This window comes from Bradyrhizobium oligotrophicum S58 (assembly GCF_000344805.1).
Taxonomy (GTDB): domain Bacteria; phylum Pseudomonadota; class Alphaproteobacteria; order Rhizobiales; family Xanthobacteraceae; genus Bradyrhizobium; species Bradyrhizobium oligotrophicum.
In genome coordinates this window covers 5,768,216-5,788,455 of the sequence record NC_020453.1, presented here as the reverse complement: position 1 = coordinate 5,788,455, position 20,240 = coordinate 5,768,216, and the positions used below count along the sequence as shown (strand labels likewise).

Below are 20,240 nucleotides of genomic sequence, written 5' to 3'. Positions count from 1 at the left end.
GATTGCCGCGATGCGTTTCACCGATATCTTCATCAAGCGCCCGGTGCTGTCGGTCGTGGTCAGCCTGCTGATCCTGCTGCTCGGCCTGCGCGCCGCGACCGTGCTGCCGATCCGGCAATATCCGAAACTGTCGAACACGGTCGTGAACGTCACGACCGTCTATCCCGGCGCATCGGCCGACCTGATCCAGGGCTTCATCACCACGCCGCTGGAGCAGGCGGTGGCGTCGGCCGAAGGCGTCGACTACATCACCTCGTCGTCGGTGCAGGGCACCAGCACGATCCAGGTCTACATCAAGCTGAACTTCGATCCGAACCAGGCGCTCACCGAGGTGCTCGCCAAGGTCAACTCGGTCCGCTATCTGATTCCGAAGGAATCCAACGACCCGATCGTGACCAAGACCACCGGCCAGACCACGTCGGTGATGTATATCGGCTTCTCCAGCGAGGAGCTGACGGGATCGGCGATCTCGGACTATCTGACCCGCGTGGTGCAGCCGGTGCTGTCCACGGTCGACGGCGTCGCGTCCGCCACCATCCTGGGCGGCCAGACCTTCGCGATGCGGCTCTGGCTCAATCCGGAAAAGATGGCCGGACGCAACGTGTCGCCGGCCGATGTCGCGGCCGCGATCGCCGCCAACAATTTCCAGTCCGCCGCCGGCCAGGCCAAGGGCTACTTCACCGTCTCCAACATCTCGACCAATACCGGCCTGACCGACGTCAACCAGTTCAAGCGGATGATCGTCAAGGCCAAGGACGGCGGCTTCGTCCGCATGGAGGACGTCGCGACCGTCGAGCTCGCGGCGCAGAGCACCGATGCGAGCGTCGCCTTCAATGGCGAGCGCGCCATCTTCATCGGCGTCGATGCGACGCCGCAGGGCAATCCGCTCAACATCGTCAAGGGCGTGCGCGCGCTGTTCCCCGACCTCGAGCGCAACCTGCCGCCGTCGATGAAGATGAAGGTGGCCTATGACTCCACCAAGTTCATTCAGTCGTCGATCGACGAGGTCGAGCACACGCTCGGCGAAGCCGTCCTCATCGTCATCGTCGTGATCTTCCTGTTCCTGGCGTCGCTGCGTTCGGTCATCATCCCCGTGGTCACGATCCCGCTGTCGCTGATCGGCGTCTGCACGATGATGCTCGCGCTCGGCTTCAGCATCAACCTGCTGACCCTGCTCGCCATGGTGCTCGCGATCGGCCTCGTCGTCGACGACGCCATCGTGGTGGTGGAGAACATCCATCGGCATCTGGAGGAGGGCAAGGCGCCGGTCCAGGCGGCGCTGCAGGGCGCCCGCGAGATCGTAGGCCCTGTCGTCTCGATGACCATCACGCTGGCTGCGGTGTACGCGCCGATCGGCTTCCTCGGCGGCCTCACCGGCTCGCTGTTCCGCGAGTTCGCTTTCACGCTCGCCGGCTCCGTCATCGTCTCCGGCGTGATCGCATTGACGCTGTCGCCGATGATGTGCTCGGTGCTGCTGCGCAGCGCGGAGGAGGGCCGCTTCGCGCGTCTCGTCAACCGGGTGTTCGGCGCGATGACGCGCTGGTACGGCCGCCAGCTCGACCGTTCGCTCGACTACCGGCCGGTCACGGGACTGTTCGCGCTGACGATCCTCGGCCTGGTCGGCTTCCTCTACATGCACACCTCCAAGGAACTGGCGCCGGAGGAGGATCAGGGCATCGTATTCTCGGTCACCAAGGCGCCGAAATACGCCAACATCGACTACATCAATTTCTACAGCGACAAGCTCGACAAGGCGTTCGCCAAGTTCCCGGAGACCGACCTGCGGTTCGCGCTGAACGGCATCAACGGTCCGCAGGGCGGCTTTGCCGGCATGCTGCTGAAGCCGTGGGACGAGCGGACGCGCTCCTCGATCAAGCTGAAGCCGCTGGTGCAGGCGGAGCTGTCGAAGATCGAAGGCGTCCAGGCTTTCGCCTTCAACCTGCCGGCGCTGCCGGGCGGCCCGGGTGGCCTGCCGGTACAGATGGTGATCAGCTCGACCAACGGTTTCCAGGCCGTCTATGAGCAGATGGCGAAGCTGAAGGACGCCGCGCGCAAGAGCGGCATGTTCATCGTCTCCGACAGCGACCTCGAGTTCAACCAGCCGGTGGTGCGGGTCTGGATCAACCGCAGCAAGGCCAGTGATCTCGGCATCAACATGCAGGCGATCGGCAACACGCTCGCCGTGCTGCTCGGCGGCAACTACATCAACCGCTTCAACCTCGAGGGCCGCTCCTACCAGGTGATCCCGCAGGTGCCGCGCGACAAGCGGCTGTCACCGGAATCGCTGTCCGGCTATTACGTTGCGACCGCGGCCGGCCAGCAGGTGCCGCTGTCGACGGTCGTGAGCATCGAGACCGGGACCGACCCGAACTCGCTGACGCATTTCAACCAGCTCAACTCGGCGACTTTCTCGGCCGTGCCGATGCCGGGCGTCACCGTTGGCCAGGCCGTGGATTTCCTGGAGAAGGAGGCCAAGAACCTGCCGTCGGGCTTCAGCCACGACTACCTCGCTGATGCCCGCCAATACGTCCAGGAGGGCAATCAGCTCGCCATCACCTTCGGCTTCGCGCTGATCATCATCTTCCTGGTGCTGGCGGCGCAGTTCGAGAGCCTGCGCGATCCCTTGGTCATCATGATCAGCGTGCCCATGGCGATCGTCGGCGCGCTGATCCCGCTGTTCTTCGGCATGGCGACGATGAACATCTACACCCAGGTCGGCCTGCTGACCCTGGTCGGGCTGATCACCAAGCACGGCATCCTGATGGTGGAGTTCGCCAACGAGCTGCAGCTGAACGAGGGGATGGATCGCCGCAGGGCGATCGAAACCTCGGCGCGCATTCGCCTGCGGCCGATCCTGATGACCACGGCGGCGATGGTCACCGGCCTGATCCCGCTGTTGACCGCGACCGGTGCCGGCGCCGCCAGCCGCTTCTCGATCGGCCTCGTCGTCGTCGCCGGCATGTCGATCGGCACGCTGTTCACGCTGTTCGTGCTGCCGGCGGTCTACACGGTGATCGCCACCAACCACCAGGCCGCCGCCAAGTCCCAGCGCGCCCGGGAGATCGCCCAGTTCGACGCCGAGACCGACCACGCGCTGAAGGCGACCTGAGCCGTCACGCGCGCTCATCGAGATCAACGGCGGCTGCCCCTGCAGCCGCCGTTTTGTTTTGGTAGGTTCTCTCGATGCTCTCCACTATCGTCCCGGGCCAGCGCCGACGCGCGCGACGCGTCCGAGCTGTGCTCGTCATCGTCGACCCAAGCCCGGCCAAGACGACACGAGTGACGCAGCTCAGCGTTTACGGGAGATCACTTCTCCTGCTGCGGATCGAGCGCGTCGCGCAGGCCGTCGCCCAGGAGGTTCAGCGACAGCACGACGAGGAAGATCGCGAGCCCCGGCCAGATCGCCATCCATGGCGCGTTGGTGAGGAAGCGCTGGGCGGCGTTGAGCATACTGCCCCAGGACGGGTTCGGCGGCTGCTGGCCGAGGCCCAGGAAGGAAAGCGCCGCTTCGGCGATGATCGCGGCGGCGACCGACAGCGTCGCCTGCACCAAGAGCGCCGGCATGATGTTAGGCAGGATGTGCTTGACCGCGATCTTCCAATCGGAGTCGCCGACGCTGCGCGCCGCCTCGACATATTCCTCGACCTTGACGCTCATGACCTCGCCGCGGGTCAGCCGCACGAAGATCGGCGTCGCGGTGATGCCGATCGCGATCATGGCATTGCCGAGGCTCGGCCCCAGGAATGCCGCCAGCGCGATCGCGAGGATCAGGAACGGGCAGGCCAGCATCGCATCGGTGATGCGGCTGATCAGGGCATCGACGAAGCCGCCGCGGTAGCCTGAGAGCATGCCGATGGGAACGCCGATCGACAGCGCGATGACGACCGAGATCGCGCCGGCCATCAGCGAGGCGCGCGCGCCGTAGATGACACGGGCGAGCACGTCGCGGCCGAGATCGTCGGTGCCGAACCAATGCGCGGCCGTAGGCGCCTTGCGGACCAGCGACCAGCTCGTGGCCACGGGATCGTAGGGCGCGACCAGCGGGGCAAACACCGCGAGCACGATGAAGATCACGATGAGGCCGAGCCCGATCATTGCGCCCTTGCGCTTGACGACGCGGCGCAACGCGCGCTGCACCGGGCGTTCGAGCGGGGCGAGGCCGTGTGACACAGATGGGGCTGTCAGGATGGTTTCGGCCATGTCAGCTCCTCAGCCGCGGATTGACGAGGACATAGGCGATGTCGGCGATCAGGTTCAGCGTGATGTAGACGGTCGCGGTGACCAGGACGACGCCCTGCACCACGGCATAGTCGCGGTTGAAGACGGCGTCGACGATCAGCTTGCCGAAGCCGGGAATGGAGAAGATCTGCTCGGTCAGAACGGCGCCGGAGAGCAGCGTGCCGAGCTCGAGCGCACCGAGCGTGATGACGGGTGTCAAGGCATTGCGCAGCGCGTGGCCAAGGATGACCTGGCGCTCGGAGATGCCCTTGGCGCGCGCGGTGCGGATGTAGTCGCTGTGCAGCACCTGCAGCATCGCGCTCCGGGTGTGGCGCATCAGGATCGCCGATATTGCGTTGCCGAGCACGAAGGCCGGCATGATGGTGGCGGCGAGGCTCGCCCGCCAATCCTCCGTCAGCGGCACGTAGCCGGAGGCGGGCAGCCAGCCGAGCTTGATCGAGAACAGGAAGATCAGCATGATGCCGAGCCAGAAATTCGGCGTCGAGATGCCCCACAGCGCGAACAGATTGGCACCGTAGTCCCAGGCCGTGCCCTGCTTCACCGCCGAGATGATGCCGGCAGGAATGCCGATCAGGAAGGCGATCACGATCGCCATCAGGCCGAGCTGCAAGGTCACCGGCAGCTTCTGCACGATGAGGTCGCGCACCGGCACCTTCACGCGCAGCGACTCGCCGAAATCGCCGGTGAGGACGCCCTTGGCCCAATAGGCGTATTGGACCGGGATCGGCTGGTCGAGCCGGTACTGCTTGCGGATCTGCTCGATCACGGCCGGGTCGCGCTCCTCGCCCGCCATGACGAGCGCGGGGTCGCCGGGCAGCAATTGCTGCAGCGAAAAGATCAGGATCGACACGAAGAACAGCGTCGGGACGATCTGCGCAAGGCGGTTGGCGAGGAAGGTCAGCATGATGAGAGTCTCGCGCTGCGATGAACAGACCTGCGACGAGAGGCAGGCGGCTCCGTCAGCGTTCCCTCCCCCCTTGTGGGGGAGGGACAGGGAGGGGGGTGCCCCACGGGGATTCGGAGTGCGTGGCACCCCCCACCCCAGCCCTCCCCCACAAGGGGGGAGGGAGCAGACCTCGCGCGAGGCGCTGGCACAGGTGAGACGCCCACTTCGGCTCCAGCCTGAATGATCACGTCAGCCTCGGTCCGGATGCTCACTTCAGCTTCAGTCCGATCACGCGCACGAGGCCGTCGGGCAGCTGCTTGTAGCCTTCGAGCTTCTTGGTGTGGGCGAACAGCAGCTTGCGGTGAAACAGATAGATGATCGGCTCGTCGTTCAGCACGACCTTGGTCAGCTTCTCATAGAGCGCGCTGCGCTGCGCCGGATCGGCGATGGCGCGGGCTTCTTCCATGACCTTGTCGGCCTCCGGATTGGAATAGCCGCCGTCGTTCTGCGGCGCGCCGCTGTGCAGGAATACGTAGGAATTGCCGTCGGGATCGATGCGGCCGCTCCAGTTGATCTGGAAGATCTGGAATTCGCCGGCCTGCGCCTGCTTGAAGGTCGTGGCGAATTCGACGACGCGAATCTTGATGTCGAAGCCGGCCTCGGCGGCCATCGACTGCACGACCTGCGCGATCGCCTCGTATTCCGCGCCCTTGGGGATCATGTAGTCGACGCTGATGGGGGGGGTGACGCCGGCCTCCTTCAGCAGCGCCTTCGCCTTGGCGACGTCGCGCGGCCGGACGGGAAAGGCTTTCTGATAGTAAGGGTGCAATGGCGGCACCCACTGGTTGCCGGCGGTGAACTCGCCGTTGAACACGACCTGGTTCAGCGCCTCGCGATCGATCGACAGGTCGAGCGCCTGGCGCACCTTCTCCGACTGGCTGAGCGGACCCTTGGCCTTGTCTCTGCCGACATTGATGGTGAGGCCGAGATAGCCGAGCTCCGGCGCGGTGGCGAGCACGAGGTTCTTGTCGTCGCGCACATCCTTGATGTCGGTGGCGAGCACGCGGTCGACGAGGTCGAGCCCGCCGGATTTCAGGTTGGCGAGCCGCACCGTTGCATCGACGATCGGCTGGTAGACGATCTTGTCGATGAAGACATTGTCCTTGTTCCAGTAGTCGGCGAACTTCTCGAACACCATGCGGTCCTGCTGCACGCGCTCGACGAACTTGTACGGTCCGGCGCAGACCGGATGCAGGCCGAACTTGTCGCCTTCCTCCCTCACCGCCTTGGGCGACATGATCATGCCCGAGCGGTCGGTGAGCTGGGACAGCAGCGGCGCGAACGGCGTCTTCAGCACCAGCCGGATGGTCAGGGGATCGACGACCTCGACATGATCGACGCTGGCGAGTTCCGATTTTCGGAACGAGCCGGGCATGTTCATGTGACGCTCGATCGAGAATTTCGCGGCTTCGGCGTCGAGCGGTTCGCCATCGTGGAACTTGACGCCGGGGCGCAGCTTGATCGTCATCGCCTTGCCGTCGGCCGAGGTCTCATGCGACAGCGCGAGCTGCGGCACGACGTTCAGCTTCTCGTCGATGTCGAACAGCTTGTCGCAGAAGGCCGAGAACACGATGCGGCCGACATAGGTGCGTCCCAGCGAGGGATCGAGCATGTCGGGGTCTTCGGCCAGTCCGACGCGCAGCGTCGTCTGCGCGTGCGCGACCGCGCCGAACGAGACCGTGAAAGCGGCCGCAACCAGGGCCGAGCGCCAATTCCTCATCATATGATTTCCCTCATGCGAATGCGGCCTTCGTCTGTCGCCTGCGCGATTGCACCGCGCCTTTGAGCTGCGTCGGTGCACTATCCATACCAACCCCGAGCTCATGCTGTCCTTCCGCGTGGCTCAGCCTGCTGCGGCTGCGACGAGCGTCACGACGGGTGCAGATGTCGTGTCGAAAAAGGCGGCGATGCGTTGCCTCAAGCGTGGGCATTCGATTGCGAACGGTCGCCTGCGGCCGGTCATGTTTGACCGGCAGCGGCGGCGACGGCGGCATTGATGACGGCGCGATCGGTGACGCCGCCGGGATTGTCACGCGTCGGCATGAACTGCCTGAAGACGGCCCAGTGGGTGCGGCTGACGCACTCCAGGCGTTCCAGCTCGGCGAGCGGATCAGCATGGTCGTCGATGCGCAGGTCGAGCTCGGCCCATTCGTCCTTGCCGTGGACGAGGAGCGCCGCCGATTGCTTGCCGCGCTTGTCGCCGCCGGCGGCTTCGCCGGCCTTCATCGCCGCGATCAGCCGCTGCGCGAAGGGCAGGGCGCTGTTCGTGAGATAGCCGCTCGCGGTCTCGTCCAGCACCTGCGCGCCGGCCAGCATGTTGCCGGCGATCGAGAAGCCTTCCCCTTGAAGATGGCCACACCAGTCGATGCAGTCGCGGCCGGTATGGGCTGCGATCTGGCCGTCGCAATCGAGGATGTGAATCTGCCGGCTCTCGCGGCCTGGATCGGCCGCTGTCAGCAGCTGCACGATCTCGCGCGGATGCCGGCCATCGCGCAGCAACGCCGCGCCGTCGATGCCGTAATAGGGATTGACCAGCGCCTGGGTGGCGATGCCGCCGCGCCCTGCGACGATGAAGGGGACGCGGGCGCCCACCGCAAAGAAGCGCGTGGCGACGGCGATGCCGATCTGGCCGGTCAGGTCGTCCTTGGCAATGATCGACCAGGTCATCGTCAGCGCCCTCTATCGTCCGGCAGCGTAGCCCTGCATGCCCCGCGGATTGGCCGCGGCGCGGCGGCGCCGTCCGACGCGCGAGGCGGCGGTGAGACGCCCCTCCGACCAGTCGGGGCCGATTTCGACGACATGGCCGCGGCGGCGCAGCTCCTCGACGGTGGCCTTGGGCACCCGGTTCTCGACCACGAGCACGCCGGGGCGCGCGGTGCGCGGCCAGAACGAGATCGGGAAATGCTCGGAGTGCCACGCCGGGGCGTCGATCGACTCTTGCAGATTCATGCCGGCATGGACGTGGCGCAGGAAGAACTGCGTGTTCCACTGGTCCTGCTGATCGCCACCCGGCGAGCCCCAGGCGACGTAAGGCTCGCCGTCGCGCAGCGCCATGCTCGGGGACAGCGTGGTGCGCGGCCGCTTGCCCGGCACCAGCGCGGCCGGATGATCCTCCTCGAGCCAGAACATCTGCGCGCGCGTGCCGAGGCAGAAGCCGAGCTCAGGGATTACAGGCGAGGATTGCAGCCAGCCGCCCGACGGCGTCGCCGAGATCATGTTGCCGTCGCGGTCGATGATGTCGAAATGCACGGTGTCGCCGCGCACCTCGCCAAAACGGCCGACGGTCGGCTCGCCCGAGCCCATCGCGCCGACGGCCTCGCGATTTCCCTCGGCCTGGCGCAGCTTCACCTCGGCGCCGTAGCCTTCGAGCGTGCCGGGCCGCAGCTCCAGCGAGGCCTTGTCGGAGATCAGCTTGCGCCGTTCGTCGTTGTAGGCATCGGACAGCAGCGTCGCGATCGGGATGTCGGCGAAAGCGGGATCGCCGTAGAACGCCTCGCGGTCGGCAAACGCAAGCTTGGCGGCTTCGATCTGCCAATGGATGAAATCGGGGCCGGTCGGATCGAGGCCGTCGAGCGCAAAGCCCTTGAGCAGCGCAAGCTGCTGCAGCAGCACCGGGCCCTGGCTCCAGACGCCGGCCTTGCACACGGTGTAGCGGCCGTACTCGTAAGTGAGCGGTGCCTCGATGGTTGGCTGCCAGCGCGCCATGTCGTCGGCCGTCAGCACGCCTTTGTGGCGCGCGCCGGAGACGTCCATGACCTCCTGGGTCCGGCAGAAGCGGTCGATTGCCTCGGCGACGAAACCCTGCGACCACGCCTTGCGGGCACGCTCGATCTGCGCATCGCGATCGCCGCCGGCGCTCTCGCCTTCGCTCAGGATGCGCGCGTAGGTCTCGGCGAGCTTGGGATTGGTGAACAGTGTGCCGGGCCGCGGCACCTCGCCGTTCGGCAGGTAGAGCGCGGCCGACGTCGGCCAATGCGTCTTGAACAGCTGCTCCACGGTCTGGATCGTCGCCGAGACGCGCTCGACCAGCGGATAGCCGTCGCGCGCATAGGCGATCGCAGGCTCCAGCACGTCGCGCAGCCGCATCGTGCCGTAGTCGCGCAACAAGAGCATCCAGGACTCGAACGTGCCGGGCACGCAGGCTGCCAGGAGCCCGGTGCCGGGCACCATGTCGAGGCCTTCGCTCTTGTAGTGCGCGATGGTGGCGCCGGCGGGCGCCGGGCCCTGGCCGCAGATCACCTCGGTTTTTCCCCGCCTGGCGTCGTGCAGGATGATCGGCACGTCGCCGCCCGGGCCGTTGAGATGCGGCTCGACCACCTGCAGGGTGAAGGCCGCCGCGACGCCGGCATCGAAGGCGTTGCCGCCGCGCTCCAGCATCGCCATGCCGACGGCAGTGGCGAGCCAGTGCGTCGAGGTGACGACACCGAAGGTGCCGTCGATTTCCGGGCGGGTCGTGAAGGGATCGGGATTGATGAAGCTCATTGGTGGCCTTGACCTATCCTAAGTACTCGCCGTCATTGCGAGCGATAGCGAAGCAATCCAGGGTTCCGGCGGGACTCTGGATGGCTTCGTCCCTTCGCTCCTCGCAATGACGACTTCATTCAAATTCCGTCTCGCCGCTTCACACGACTCATGCAGGAACGGCCATTGCGGCCGGCTGGTTCACTGCATGGCAGGCAACGCCGCCAATCAGTTCGGGCGGCTCTCGCCGGCACAGGTCGAACGCCAGCGGACAGCGCGGATTGAACGTGCATCCGGGTGGCGGATTGATCGGGTTCGGGATCTCGCCCTTCACCGGAATGCGCTGGCGGCCGGACATCGACAGGTCCGGCACCGCGCCGAGCAGCATCTTGGTGTAGGGCATGCGCGGATCGCTGAACAGCGTGCGCCCGTCGGCGATCTCGACGATGCGGCCGAGATACATCACGCCGATGCGGCTCGCCATGTGGCGGACGACCGCGAGGTTGTGGCTGATGAACAGATAGGTCAGGCCGAACTTGTCCTGCAGATCGCGCATCAGATTGAGGATCTGCGCCTGCACGGAGACGTCGAGCGCCGAGGTCGGCTCGTCGCAGACGATGAACTCGGCCTCGGAGGCGAGCGCGCGCGCGATCGCGATGCGCTGGCGCTGGCCGCCTGAGAATTCGTGCGGAAATTTCTGGCCGTCGTCCGGATGCAGGCCCACCAGCGTCAGCAGCTCGCCGACACGATCCTTGATCTGGCGCTCGCCCTCGATGATGTCAAAGGCCCGGATCGGCTCTGCGATGATGCTGTCCACCCGGAAGCGGGGGTTGAGGCTGGCGTAGGGATCCTGAAACACCATCTGGATGCGGCGGCGCAGCTTGCGCCGGACCTGGGCCTGGCGCGCTTCGCTCATCGACACGCCATCGATGATGACCTCCCCCGAGGTCGGCGCCAGCAGCCCGACCACCATGCGCGCGACCGTGGTCTTGCCGGAGCCGGATTCGCCGACGAGGGCAAACGTCTCGCCCTTCCGGATGCCGAAGCTGACGCCGTCGACCGCCTTCAAGAACTCCTGCGGCTGGCGCTCGATCACGCGATTGAGCCAGGGTTTCGAGACGTCGAACACCCGGCGCAGATCCTTGACCTCGACGAAATCGCTCATGCCGCGGTCTCCGTCGCGCGATCATACAGATGACAGGCGACCGCCTGCGTGCCGTGTCGCAGCGGTTCCGGCCGGTCGACGCGGCAGCGCTCGAAGGCTGCGCTGCAGCGCGGATTGAACGAGCAGCCCGCGGGGATCGCCGACAGCCGCGGCATCGAGCCGGGAATCTGCACCAGCCGCTTGTCCTCGCCGGCCAAGGTCGGAATCGCGCCCATCAAGCCCTTGGCGTAGGGGTGCAGCGGATTCTGGATGACCTCCTGCACCGGGCCGATCTCGGCGACGCGGCCGGCATACATCACGGCGACGCGGTCGCAGGTCTCGGCGATCACGCCCATGTCGTGGGTCACCAGCATCACGGCGGTGCCGTGGTCGCGGCCGAGCCGCTTGATCAGCGAGATGATCTGGGCCTGCACGGAGACGTCGAGCGCGGTGGTCGGCTCGTCGGCGATGATCAGCTCCGGCTCGGCGCACAGCGCGAGCGCGATCACGACGCGCTGGCGCATGCCGCCGGAGAATTCATGCGGGTAGCCGTCGATGCGCTTCTCGGGCGCTGATATGCCGACCTCCGCGAGCAGGTCGATGGCGCGCTTGCGCGCCTGCTGGTCGGTGAGATTGGTGTGGGTCTTGATGGTCTCGATGATCTGGTCGCCGACGCGGTACAGCGGATTGAGCGAGGTCAGCGGATCCTGGAAGATCATGCCGATGCGCTTGCCGCGGACTTGGCGCATCTCCTCTGGCGGCAGATTGTCGATGCGCAGGCCGGAGAGCAGGATCTCGCCGCCGGAGATGCGGCCGGGAGGATCGATCAGCCCGATCACGGCAAGGCCGGTGACGGACTTGCCGGCGCCGGATTCGCCGACGACGCCCAGCACCTCGCCCTTGGCGATGTCGAAGGAGACGCCGTCGATCGCACGCAAGGTCCCGCGCCTGCTCGTAAACTCGACCTGTAGATTGCGCACGGACAGAACGGGGGCGGTCATGAGGTCGAGGCCTTCATACGCATGAACGGAATCATCGCAGTTTCGGGTTGAGGGCGTCGCGCAGCCAGTCGCCGAGCAGGTTGATCGAGAGGATCAGCCCGGCCAGCGCGAGGCCGGGGAAGGCGACGATCCACCATTCGCCGGCGAACAGATAGTTGTTGCCGATCCGGATCAGCGTTCCGAGCGAGGGCATCGTCTCCGGCATGCCGGAGCCGAGAAACGACAAGGTCGCCTCGGTGATGATCGCGAGCGCCAGGTTGATGGTCGCGATGACCAGCACCGGGCCCGTGGTATTCGGCAGCACGTGGCGCAGCATGATGACGGGCGCCGGCAGGCCGATCAGCTGGGCCGCGGCGACGTAGTCCTTGTTCTTCTCGACCAGGACCGAGCTGCGCACCGTGCGCGCATATTGCACCCAGAAGGAGAGGCCGATCGCCAGCACCAGCACGGCCAGCATGCTCAGCCATTCCAGATGATTGCCGGACACCGACTTGGCGACGCCATTGACCAGCAGCGCGATCAGGATCGGCGGGAAGGTGAGCTGCACGTCGGCGATGCGCATGATCACGGTGTCGACGCGGCCGCCGAAATAGCCGGCGATCAGGCCGAGGCCGATGCCGAGCGCGCCGGAAAACACCACGCCGAGAATGCCGACCAGCAGCGAGATGCGCAGGCCGTAGAGGATGGCCGAGAGCACGTCGCGCCCCTGTTCGTCGGTGCCGAGCAGGAACGGGCTCTGACCATCGGCGGTCCACAGCGGCGAGATCCGCGAATTCAACAGCTGCAGCTGCGCCGGATCGAACGGGTTCTGCGGCGACAGCAGCGGCGCGAAGATCGCCAGCAGGAAGAACAGCAGCGTGACCACGGCCGCGACGACCGTCAGCTTGGAGCGGCGGAACGAGTAGAACAGATCGCTCGCGAGCGCGCGTTTCAGCCAACCTTCAGTGGCGCGCGGCGCTTCGGCGGGTGTCGGGTGGGGCAGGGCTGCATCGCTCATGATCAGGCCGGACGGCTGATGGTCGCGCGCAGGCGCGGATCGACCACGGTGTAGAGGATATCAACCACGAGATTGATGGTGACGAAGATCAGCGAGACCATGATGAGGTAGGCCGCCATGATCGGGATATCGACGTTCTGCACGGCCTGCACGAACAGCAGGCCCATGCCCGGCCATTGGAACACCTGCTCGGTGATGATCGAGAACGCGATCACCGAGCCGAACTGCAGGCCGACCACGGTGATGACCGGCACCAGCGTGTTGCGCAGCGCGTGGCCGAAATGGATCGCACGCGTCGTCAGCCCGCGGGCGCGGGCGAAACGGATGTAGTCGGTACGCAGCACTTCGAGCATCTCGGCGCGGACCAGCCGCATGATCAGGGTCATCTGGAACAGGCCGAGCGTGATCGAGGGCATGATCAGCGCCTTCCATCCGGACACCGTGAACAGGCCCGACGTCCACCAGCCGAGCTTCACGACATCGCCGCGACCGAACGACGGCAGCCAGCCCAGCGTCACCGAGAACAGATAGATCAGCAGGATGCCGATCAGGAAGGTCGGCAGGGAGATGCCGATCAGCGACACCATCTGGAACAGCTTCGCCATCAGGGAGTCGCGGCGCAACGCCGAGAACACGCCCATGATGATGCCGAAGACCAGCGCAAGAATCGTCGCGCAGACCGCGAGCTCCAGGGTGGCCGGCATGCGCTCCTTGAGGAGATCGGAGACCGGCTGCCGGAACTGATAGGAGACGCCGAACTTGAACTGCGCTGCGTCGAACAGATAGCGGCCGAACTGCACGATGAACGGATCGTCGAGACCCAGCGATTCGCGGATGCTGGCGCGCTCCGCGGCCGACGCGTCGATCGGCACGAGCTGACTCACCGGATCGCCGGCGAAACGGAACATGGCGAACGAGATGATTCCGACGGCGATCATGACGCCGATGGCCTGGATCGCTCGGCGAAGCGCGAAGGCGAGCATCTGATCCTTTCAGGTCGTTCGAGGTGCGGCGGCGGGTAGCACCTGCCGCGTGAAATGAAAAGTCCCGAAAAGCAGTTCTGCTTTCCGGGACTTGTCTGGGCGTGCGGCTACTCGGACTTGGTGGCCAGGAACAGCATCACCTCGTTGTCGGCGCGCAGCGGGATCTTCACCTTCTTCGAGACGCCCCAGGCCACGGCCTGCTGATGCAGCGGGATGTAGCCGTAGTCCTTGATGCCGATCTCGAACGCCTGCTTGATCAGCTGATTGCGCTTGGCCGTGTCGGTCTCGACCAGGACCTTGTCGGTCAGGGCGTCGAACTCCTTGTTGCAGTAGTTGCCGAGATTGGCCTCGCCCCGGGTCGGGTCCTTGGCGTCGTCACGGCAGCCCATGATGTCGTGCAGCACGTTGTGGGAGTCCATCGAGGACGGCGTCCAGCCGAGCAGGAAGAACGAGGTGTTGTAGCCGCCGGGCTTCAGCACCTTGGCGAAATACTGCGCCTTGGGCTGCGCGTTCAGGTTCACCTTGACGCCGATGCGGGCGAGCATGCCGACCACGGCCTGGCAGATCGCGGCGTCGTTGACGTAGCGATCGTTCGGGCAGTCCATCCCGACCTCGAATCCGTCGGGATAGCCGGCCTCGGTCAGGAGCTTCTTGGCGGCGTCCGGATCGTATTTCGGCCGCGTGAACTCCTTCGAGAGCGAGAACAGCTCCGGCGCGATCATCAGCGCCGACGGCGTCGACAGGCCGCGCATGACGCGGGTCTTGATCAGCTCGACGTCAACAGCCTTGTAGAAGGCTTCGCGGACGCGCACGTCCTTGAACGGGTTCTTGCCCTTCACGTTCGAGTAGAGCAGTTCGTCGCGCGACTCGTCCATGCCGAGGAAGATCGTGCGCAGCTCGGGTCCTTTCAGGACCTGCGCGTTCGGGCTGGAATCGACGCGGCCGATGTCCTGCACCGGCACCGGCTCGATGATGTCGACCTCGCCGGACAGCAGCGCCGCCACGCGCGTGGCGTCGGAGGAGATGGTGGTGAACACGATCTCCTTGAGATTGTGCTCGGGCTTCTTCCACCAGCCTGCGAACGGCTTGAACACCGTCTTCACGCCGGGCTGATGGCTCTCGATGATGAAGGGGCCGGTGCCGTTCTCATGCAGCGCGGCGTAGCTCGGGGTGGTTGCCGAGACCGGCGTCGGCGCGACCGAGTTGTTGTCCTCGCACCACTTCTTGCTCATGATGTACCACGTATCCCACTGCGAGATCAGGATGGGATTGGGAGCATCGAGCTTCACGTCGACGGTGTAGTCGTCGACCTTGACGAATTTTGCGTCCGGCGGAACGTTGGAGAGGAAGTTGGAGCCGGTGGCGCGGACACGGTCGGCGGAGAAGATCACGTCGTCGGCGGTGAAGGGTTCGCCATTGTGGAACTTGACGCCCTTGCGCAGGTGAAAGCGCCAGCGGGTCGGCTCGGGCGTTTCCCAGCTCTCGGCCAGCGCGGGGATGATCTTCAGATCCTTGTCGCGCGCGGTCAGCCCTTCATAGACATGGGCGTGGTGCGCAATCGTGGTCGATTCCTTGAACGTATAAGGATCGAGCGACTTCAGGGTGCCCTGGTTGGCATAGCGCAGGCTCTGGGCCGAGGCCGGCAGCGCCGCGAGGCCAAAGGCGATGACGCCTGCGATGAGCAGGGATTTGCGTCCCGACATATGTTCAAATTCTCCGCGTTTGACGCTTGTTTTATCGGCAGGCGCGATTGTGTCCGGCCCGCTTTGCTTCGAAGTTCGTGATGTCTGCAGCGCCTCTTGCACGAACCTCAAGAAGCAACAAGACGCCGGGCGATGTGCTTGCAAGTCTGATGCCGCGCCGGAATGCGATCATCCCGATGCTCTGGCTGACGATGCGCCGTAAGGACCCGCGGCACGTCGATCCGAATATGTTGCCAGAGTTCAGCGGCGGCACACAAGTGCAGTTTGTTTAAGCCTAAACGATATGGTTATCCCCGGCCGTCGCTGTGCAGCGCACGCGGCGGCTTCGAAGTCGCGCCGGAGGTCCGAGGCGCCGGGATTGACCATGTCCTGGGAATTGCGCACCTGCAGCAACGCGCCGCTTGCTAGAGGGGGGGCGGGGCGGTGATACTGTGCTGCTCGCCACCCGGCTTCGGACGGGCGTCCCGTGGTCTCGGGACCCGACTGGAGGCGAGGTGGGCACGGTTCGAACAGCGCTGGAGCGGACATGAAAGTCAATATCGAGATCGATTGCACCCCGCTCGAGGCGCGGCAGTTCTTCGGACTTCCCGACGTCGGTCCGATGCAGTCCGCGGTCATGGACCGGCTGCAGCATCAGATGACCAGCAACATCGACAAGCTGACCCCCGAAGCCATCATGCAGAGCTGGTTCACCTTCGATCCCCGCTTGGCCGAGCGGTTCCAGGACATGATGCTGACGATGACCGGGCTCGGCGGCAGTCGTTCCAGCGACAAGAAGTCGGCCTGACCGGGCACGCCGCCTCGCGACCATCCGGACTTCCGGTCCGCCTGCCAGGATGGGCTTGCCGCGACCGGGTCCAATCTGCACGATAGGCGACATGGATCGCCGGCGGGCCTCGCAAGCGCCTGCGGCAGGGAGGACGGATGAGCGCGATGAACATGCCGCCGCTGCAGTTCGCGACGACCAACGGCATTCGCATGGGCTACTACGAGGCCGGCCCTGCGACCGACCAGCCGCCGATGATCCTCTGTCACGGCTGGCCCGAGCTGGCGTTCTCATGGCGGCATCAGATCAAGGCGCTGGCCGACGCCGGCATCCGCGTCATCGCGCCCGACCAGCGCGGCTATGGTGCCACCGACCGGCCGGAGCCGGTCGAGGCCTATGACCTCGAACATCTCACGGCCGATCTCGTCGGGCTGCTCGATCATCTCAGAATCGACAAGGCGATCTTCGTCGGTCACGACTGGGGCGGCTTCGTCGTCTGGCAGATGCCGCTGCGCTATCCGCAGCGCGTTGCCGGCGTGGTCGGTATCAACACGCCGCACCTGCCGCGTGCACCGGCCGATCCGATCGCGATCATGCGCAAGCGCTTCGGCGACATGATGTACATCGTGCAGTTCCAGAATCCCGCGCGCGAGCCGGATCGCATCTTCGCTGCCCGCGTCGAGCAGACCTTCGACGCGTTCATGCGCAAGCCGTTGCCGCGCACCGATGCGCCGCCCCCGGAGCCTCCCGTTGCAGGCATCGCGGCATCGAGCTCGCTCAACCTTGCCTTCCCGCAGATGATCGCAGCCTACGACGCCGCGAAGGATGCACGGCAGCGGATCCTGTCGGACGAGGAGAAGCGGGTGTTCGTCGAGACGTTCACGCGCACCGGCTTTACCGGCGGCATCAACTGGTACCGCAACATGACGCGCAACTGGCAGCGTGCGGAGAATCTCGATCATACCGTGCGCGTGCCGTCGCTGATGATCATGGCGGAGAACGACGCCGTGCTGCCGCCCTCAGCCGCGGACGGCATGGAGAAGCTGATACCGGATCTCGAGAAATATCTCGTCCGCGACAGCGGCCACTGGACGCAGCAGGAGCAGCCTGAAGAGGTCAGCGCCAAGCTGATCGAGTGGCGGCGAAGAAGGTTCGGTTGAAGAGCGCGGCGGTTCGGTTGAACGGCCGAGGCAGATGACACGGCAAGCGAGAGGCAACGGCCGAGCCAAACGACAGCTGTCGTCCCGGACAAGCCTGCCGACGCAACGCGTCGGCGGGCGCCGATCCGGGATCCATAACCACCGCATTCAATGAGGTGCGTGGAACGTGCCGCCTGCCCATTTCAGACATCACGCGGTATGGATCCCGGCGCCGCGTGCGCAATTGCGCACTAGGCCGGGATGACAGCTGTGGGCGGGGCAGCCAGATCGATCAACTGAGCGCTCTTCTCCTAAGCTGCCTGCGCATTCGCGCCATGTGCGTGCTCGGCGATCGCGTCGATGATCTGCGGCCAGGTCGGGATCGGGATGGCGTGGCCCATGCCGTCGATCATCAGGAGCTTGGCATTCGGAATCGACTCGGCGGTGTCCTTGCCGGCCGTGGGATGGACCAGCGGGTCGACCTTGCCGTGGATCACCAGCGTGGGCGCCGTCACCAGATGCAGCCGCGGCTTGCGGCTGCCCGAGGCCAGGATCGCCCGCAACTGGCGGCCGACTCCCGCGGGGTTGAGCCCGCGCGCAAAACAGCGCTCGGCAAGGGCCACGTCGCGGGCCTCGTCCTCCGGGAAGGAGCCGACGCGCAGGGCTTTCCAGGTCTTCTGGAAGCGCTTGATGTACTCGTCCCTGGTCTTCGGCGGCGGCGCCATCAGCAGCATCGCGACCTCGCGCGTCGGCGGCGGAATGCGCGGATTGCCGGTGGTCGACATGATCGAGGTGAGCGAATGCACACGGTGCGGAAACGAGAGCGCGATCTCCTGCGCGATCATGCCGCCCATCGAAGCGCCGACCAGATGCGCCGACTTGATGTCGAGCGCATCCATCAGGCCGACCGTGTCCTTGGCCATGTCCAGCAGCCTGTAGGGTGCCGCGACGGGAATTTGGAAGAAGCGCAGCTTGAGCAGCTCGAACGGCGTCAGCCGGCGGCCACCATGCAGCTTGCTCGACTGGCCGATGTCGCGATTGTCGAAGCGGATGACGCGGAAGCCGCGCGCCGCCAATCGCTCGCAGAACTCGTCGTCCCAGATGACCATCTGCGCGCCCAGGCCCATGATCAGCAGGAGAGGGGGCGCGGTGGGATCGCCGAAGATTTCATAGCAGATGTCGATACCGTTCGCGCGCGCGATCTGCGGCAACTGATGGGCGGTTGCAGTCACGGGGATCCCTCTTTCAACGCCAACCGTTCCTCTATGGCATGGTTCCGCAGCGTGAGAGAAGCGGCCGCATGATGCTGCCGCATCGCAGCGAGAGCGTGCTATGATAGGTTGTGTTTGAGTCTTGTGTTGGTCTGAAGGAGCGTGCCGATGGTGAACAAGTCCGGCGACCCGATCGCGTTCTGGCAGCAAATGGTCGGTGAGATGCAGAAGAGCTTCACGGCCTTCACACGCCTGCGCCCGATGGGTGCGACAACCCGTCCATCCTCCGATGATTCCGCAACTGGTTCTGGAAACGGACAGAAGCCCATGGTCGATCTGATGGAAAACTACTTCGCCGGCATGAACGTGCCGAGTCGCGGTCAGCTCACCGCCTTGAACGAGCGGCTGGCGTCGATCGAAGGCGAGCTGGCGGAGACGCGGGCGGTGCTGAAGGAGCTGCTGGGCGCCGCAAAGGTGCCGCTGCCGGCGTCGAAGCCGCCGGCCGATCTTGCTCCGCAGTTGAACGAAATCAAGAGCTTGCTCGACGCGCTTGTCGCCGCATCCAAGGTCCCGCCGCCGGTTGCGGCCCCTCAGGTCGACGTCACGCCCGCACTGAGCGAAATCAAGGCCTTGCTGAACGAGCTTGTTGCCGCGTCCAAGGTTCCGCAACCTCAGACCAAACCGCCGGCCGATGTCTCGCCCCAGTTGAGCGAGATCAAAGCGCTGCTCGACCAGATGCTGAATACAGCCAAGGCTGCTGATCCCTCCGGGATCGAGGCTGAGCTGCGTGAGATCCGGACGGCGCTCGATTCGTTGTTGAAGCCTTCTACCGCGGCCGAAGCCCAGCCCGAGCCCGTCGATGTCGCTCCCAAGGCTGCCGACGCCGGGCAGCGTCCGGGAAAATCCCGGAATAAGAAGCCGCAGACCGGCGGCGGGCCGCAGAATTCTGGTGAGAGCCCATCGAGGGCCTGACCGATCCCTCCCTCACACGGCAATCTTTCAATGGTGCGTTGCAACATTAATGTTGCAACGCACCATTAATGTTGATATAGCTGAGTCACTCCGGTTTCATGAGGGACGGAGTGAGCCCATAGCTCAGAAAAATTGAGGATGGAGACAGCCATGACCACCGAGACCAACACCGTGTTCGACACCGTCAAGGATGCCTTTGCGCCGGTGACCGACGCGTTCAAGAATCTGCCGACGATGGAAGTTCCGGAGTCCGCGCGGGAGTTCGTCAAGAAGACCGCGTCCACTGCCAAGGAACGCGCCGCGGAGGCCCTCGCAGGCTCCGAGAAGGTGACCTCGGCGATCGAGACCGCCGTGTTCGACGGCGTGACCGAAGCCGGCAAGATCAGCCGCAACTTCCAGCAGGCGCTCTATCAGGATACCGAAGCGTTCTTCGACGGCATCGACAGACTGGCGTCCGCCAAGTCGATCAGCGAAGCGGTTCAGATCCAGGGTGAGCTGGCCCGTGCCCGCGGCGAGGCGCTCGTCGCCCGCGCCAAGTCGACCAGCGAGTATGTCAGCAAGCTCGTCACCGAGGGTGCCAAGGTCGCCCAGGAGAACCTGGCCAAGGCCTACAACAAGACCGCCTGATCGCCTCCAGCGTCAGTCGATCCATCTGCAAGGCCCGCTTCAGGCGGGCCT

The 20,240-nt window shown here is 65.3% G+C and carries 17 protein-coding genes; 6 read left to right on the top strand and 11 right to left on the bottom strand.

Translation table 11 applies throughout. The annotated features are described in order from the left end of the window. Window positions 1-10 precede the first annotated feature (10 nt). On the top strand, window positions 11-3,109 hold the full coding sequence (locus S58_RS25040; RefSeq protein WP_015668178.1) for a MexW/MexI family multidrug efflux RND transporter permease subunit: 3,099 nt from the start codon (window positions 11-13) through the stop codon (window positions 3,107-3,109). 197 nt (window positions 3,110-3,306) lie between these two features. Here the strand turns inward: S58_RS25040 and S58_RS25035 are convergent, their stop codons facing one another. The 10 genes from S58_RS25035 to S58_RS24990 all read right to left on the bottom strand — a co-directional run bounded on the left by S58_RS25035 (window position 3,307) and on the right by S58_RS24990 (window position 15,474). Continuing rightward, complete coding sequence (locus tag S58_RS25035; RefSeq protein WP_015668177.1) at window positions 3,307-4,200, bottom strand: ABC transporter permease; 894 nt, start codon at window positions 4,198-4,200, stop codon at window positions 3,307-3,309. A 1-nt stretch (window position 4,201) separates the two neighbouring features. After that, the gene (locus S58_RS25030; protein WP_015668176.1) at window positions 4,202-5,143 is read right to left on the bottom strand and encodes an ABC transporter permease; all 942 of its coding nucleotides are present in this window, start codon (window positions 5,141-5,143) and stop codon (window positions 4,202-4,204) included. A 250-nt stretch (window positions 5,144-5,393) separates the two neighbouring features. After that, window positions 5,394-6,905: an ABC transporter substrate-binding protein gene (locus S58_RS25025; RefSeq protein ID WP_042340910.1), complete on the bottom strand. Its 1,512-nt coding sequence runs from the start codon at window positions 6,903-6,905 to the stop codon at window positions 5,394-5,396. Between the two features lie 239 nt (window positions 6,906-7,144). Further along, window positions 7,145-7,852, bottom strand: a complete 708-nt coding sequence (locus S58_RS25020; protein ID WP_015668174.1) for a DUF1028 domain-containing protein — start codon at window positions 7,850-7,852, stop codon at window positions 7,145-7,147. A gap of 12 nt (window positions 7,853-7,864) precedes the next feature. Then, on the bottom strand, window positions 7,865-9,667 hold the full coding sequence (locus S58_RS25015; protein WP_015668173.1) for a gamma-glutamyltransferase family protein: 1,803 nt from the start codon (window positions 9,665-9,667) through the stop codon (window positions 7,865-7,867). 148 nt (window positions 9,668-9,815) lie between these two features. Continuing rightward, the gene (locus S58_RS25010; RefSeq protein ID WP_015668172.1) at window positions 9,816-10,811 is read right to left on the bottom strand and encodes an ABC transporter ATP-binding protein; all 996 of its coding nucleotides are present in this window, start codon (window positions 10,809-10,811) and stop codon (window positions 9,816-9,818) included. Further along, a complete protein-coding gene (locus S58_RS25005; RefSeq protein ID WP_015668171.1) occupies window positions 10,808-11,791 on the bottom strand; it encodes an ABC transporter ATP-binding protein in 984 nt (327 codons plus the stop codon). Before S58_RS25005 ends, S58_RS25010 begins: the two co-directional genes overlap by 4 nt. Before the next feature lie 31 nt (window positions 11,792-11,822). After that, entirely contained in the window at window positions 11,823-12,788 is a 966-nt protein-coding gene (locus S58_RS25000; protein ID WP_015668170.1) for an ABC transporter permease, read from the bottom strand. 2 nt (window positions 12,789-12,790) lie between these two features. Next, window positions 12,791-13,771 (bottom strand): ABC transporter permease, encoded by a 981-nt coding sequence (locus S58_RS24995; RefSeq protein WP_015668169.1) that lies wholly within the window; start codon window positions 13,769-13,771, stop codon window positions 12,791-12,793. A gap of 107 nt (window positions 13,772-13,878) precedes the next feature. Beyond that, complete coding sequence (locus tag S58_RS24990; protein ID WP_015668168.1) at window positions 13,879-15,474, bottom strand: ABC transporter substrate-binding protein; 1,596 nt, start codon at window positions 15,472-15,474, stop codon at window positions 13,879-13,881. Between the two features lie 80 nt (window positions 15,475-15,554). Here S58_RS24990 and S58_RS37770 point away from each other — a divergent pair, with 80 nt between their 5' ends. The 3 genes from S58_RS37770 (at window position 15,555) to S58_RS24980 (ending at window position 17,400) form a co-directional block, all read left to right on the top strand. Beyond that, a complete protein-coding gene (locus S58_RS37770) occupies window positions 15,555-15,746 on the top strand; it encodes a hypothetical protein (protein ID WP_015668167.1) in 192 nt (63 codons plus the stop codon). A 254-nt stretch (window positions 15,747-16,000) separates the two neighbouring features. Continuing rightward, window positions 16,001-16,261: a DUF6489 family protein gene (locus S58_RS24985; protein WP_015668166.1), complete on the top strand. Its 261-nt coding sequence runs from the start codon at window positions 16,001-16,003 to the stop codon at window positions 16,259-16,261. A gap of 137 nt (window positions 16,262-16,398) precedes the next feature. Further along, window positions 16,399-17,400 carry an alpha/beta fold hydrolase gene (locus S58_RS24980; RefSeq protein WP_015668165.1) on the top strand — a complete coding sequence of 334 codons (1,002 nt, stop codon included), beginning with the start codon at window positions 16,399-16,401 and terminating at the stop codon, window positions 17,398-17,400. A 290-nt stretch (window positions 17,401-17,690) separates the two neighbouring features. Here the strand turns inward: S58_RS24980 and S58_RS24975 are convergent, their stop codons facing one another. Beyond that, window positions 17,691-18,611, bottom strand: a complete 921-nt coding sequence (locus tag S58_RS24975; RefSeq protein ID WP_015668164.1) for an alpha/beta fold hydrolase — start codon at window positions 18,609-18,611, stop codon at window positions 17,691-17,693. 147 nt (window positions 18,612-18,758) lie between these two features. Between S58_RS24975 and S58_RS24970 the strand changes: the two genes are divergently transcribed. Beyond that, the gene (locus S58_RS24970; RefSeq protein WP_015668163.1) at window positions 18,759-19,562 is read left to right on the top strand and encodes a hypothetical protein; all 804 of its coding nucleotides are present in this window, start codon (window positions 18,759-18,761) and stop codon (window positions 19,560-19,562) included. A 150-nt stretch (window positions 19,563-19,712) separates the two neighbouring features. After that, on the top strand, window positions 19,713-20,189 hold the full coding sequence (locus S58_RS24965) for a phasin (RefSeq protein ID WP_015668162.1): 477 nt from the start codon (window positions 19,713-19,715) through the stop codon (window positions 20,187-20,189). The last annotated feature ends 51 nt before the right edge of the window (window positions 20,190-20,240 follow it).